The organism is Cysteiniphilum litorale, assembly GCF_003428165.1.
Classification (GTDB): domain Bacteria; phylum Pseudomonadota; class Gammaproteobacteria; order Francisellales; family Francisellaceae; genus Caedibacter; species Caedibacter litoralis.
In genome coordinates, this window is the sequence record NZ_QLIQ01000100.1 from 1 (window position 1) to 2,631 (window position 2,631).

General features: G+C 34.3%; 2 protein-coding genes. One reads left to right on the forward strand and one right to left on the reverse strand.

Annotated features, from left to right (window positions below):
- Positions 1-110: 110 nt before the first annotated feature.
- Positions 111-524, reverse strand: coding sequence for an MFS transporter (locus DNJ75_RS14595; RefSeq protein ID WP_150468946.1), 414 nt, complete (start codon positions 522-524; stop codon positions 111-113).
- A 299-nt stretch (positions 525-823) separates the two neighbouring features.
- Between DNJ75_RS14595 and DNJ75_RS14600 the strand changes: the two genes are divergently transcribed.
- Complete coding sequence (locus DNJ75_RS14600) at positions 824-2,437, forward strand: S8 family serine peptidase (RefSeq protein ID WP_117004166.1); 1,614 nt, start codon at positions 824-826, stop codon at positions 2,435-2,437.
- Positions 2,438-2,631: the final 194 nt, after the last annotated feature.

Consider the following 2,631-nt stretch of genomic DNA (forward strand, 5'->3'; position numbering starts at 1 on the left):
ACATTGAGCTGTTGGTGGTCGTGTTATTGCTCTTGTCATGCTTGGTTAAAGCCTATCAACATCCATTTTTGGTAAGTATACAGGGGAACTAGCACATAATCACGCTGTCATCAATGCGTAAGTCCTAAACCAATAAAAAATGATACATGAGTTACTAACAGTATATGTCCTATCATAATTAAGACACAACCATATTTAACGCTAGTTAAATGCCCTAGGTAGGCATCTGAAATATATCCACCTATGACTGGAGCCATATATATAAAAGCAACATATGCGCCATAAGTTAAATAGGCTTGGGTATCATTCATACCCCAATACTCGCTTGTTAAATATAAAATCAATATAGCTCTCATGCCATAATAACTAAATCGTTCCCAAACCTCTACACCAAAAAGATACCACAAACCATTAGGTTGGTTTTTAAACAAAGAACTCATGAATCCCCTCTCACTATTTTTAAATAATAAATACAAATACCCTAAACTTTTAATAATTACAAGAATAAATAACTTTTGCGTCAAAGAATTAAACTAACCATGTTATAAAAACTATCGCGACAAATACTTAACTCACTGGTAATTTTGGAGAAACCCTATGCTTCTAGGGATATTTTGCTATTTTTTACTCCTCATTCTGATGGATTTATTGTCCAAAATTAAGGGTAGATCATTGTCGTATATTATTATAAATTTTTATACATTGGTCAAAATGGGAAGATTTTTACAAATTAATCTTGTTGACAGTATAGCAAAACAAAAATATATCTATAGCCTTAATATTTTCGCTTACACCAATTTAAAGATAGGGAGATTATCTAAGCATGAAAAAGTATATACCATTAATGGCTGGTTCTTTATTTTTGTCAACTGAAGTTATGGCTAATGAAAGTGAGAAGATTAAAATTTATGTAAAATACAAAGCTAATACAGAGCAAAAAAGGACATTTACTAATGAATGCTTAGGGCTTTTGTCTTGCCAATCTCAACAATTGCAAAATAATACTTCTGTTTTATCTTTTGACAAAAAAGAAGTTGGTGAGATGGTTAATAAGTATAGATCAAGTGCCCAACTTCAAATGAATGAGCAGAGCACCTCTGAGCAAAAAAATAAAATTAATATGGATGAATATTATTTAGCAGATAAAATTCAACAACAAAATAATGATATTGCTTATGCGGTTCCATCAAGTATGAAAGCGCAATTAATAAATCCCGTAGATTATAGCTTCAAGAACATTAACACTAAATCGAATCTTTCGTTGCCTGAAAATAATCTAAAACCAGAACTTATGTACAGTAAACAACAATGGAATTTAACAGATGAAAAAGGTATAGGAATCGATTCTTTAAACGCCGCTAACTTAATTAAGAAATTCGTCTCAAAGCCAGCTGATGTTACTGTTGCTGTTATTGATAGCGGATTAGATCTCTCCCCATCTTTGGATGGTAAGAAGCGGTTGGCTCATAATATTCGATCCGATAGCATTAGCGGCAGAGATTATGATGGATATTATTTTTTACAAGGTTCATACTACAATGGTCACACTCAAGTTACTGACCAAGTGTTCGCTAGTTCAGATTTTAGAGCACATGGCAAATCAGACCACGGTATGCATGTCGCTGGTATTGTTACATCAGCAGAAGATAATATCTATGCAACAGCTAGTGGCATTGAGAACATTAAAGTCAAACATGTTAAGATTTTTCCAGCACAGGGCGAAGAGTCAATCCCAGCGATTCATGAAGCTGTAATGTGGACTTCTGGACTTAATAGCACAGCAGCAAAAAAGACGGATCACCCCGCTCGCGTTATTAATTTAAGCTTGTCTTTCTCGCGATATAACAAATCAATGGATATTCAAGGTGATTTTGTGTACACCGATAAATTTTCAAATGATGAAGATTGGAATGTTTACAAAAAAGTTGCCTGTCAGGGATATAGATATGCTTTCAATAAAGCAGTAAAAAAAGGAGCTACTATTGTTCTTGCTGCTGGAAATAACGGACAAAATATATCAGAAGTCGTCCCAGCCGGGTGTGCAAACATCAATGCTATTGTGGTTGAGTCTACTGGACCTACAGGAAAACTTGCGTACTACTCAAACTATAGCATGAAAAGTGTTTATGAGCGTAATCCTTTAGTTGTTAAAGCACCAGGTGGTGATGCTAGAGTCAAATTACCGACAGGACAAAATAATCAAATTTTATCTGTTGTTAACTCCGTATTTCAAGATGGCAAATTAGTTCCTCAATATGGATTTAAGCAAGGAACAAGTATGGCAGCTCCTCATGTATCAGGAATTATTGCATTGATGCTTTCAGCCAATCCTAATTTAACACATTCTGATATTAAGGATATTTTAATTGACTCAAGACAAAGCACGGGGGTTATTAGTGCTAAGAAAGCAGTTCAAGGCGCTATTAGCTCCTTATAAAAAGTAAAAATTAACTCTCTACAGTTTTGAACTTTCTTCTCATTTTCTGTTTTTAAACTTATTAAACCGGGCGCATTCGCGATTTGTGGGTAAATCAGCTGTAGTTTAACTTGAACTGAATGCGATACTTATGTACAAATACCCTACTGCCTTTAAAACATAAGCAAGTTACGGATGAATTTAGCTGAGCAAAA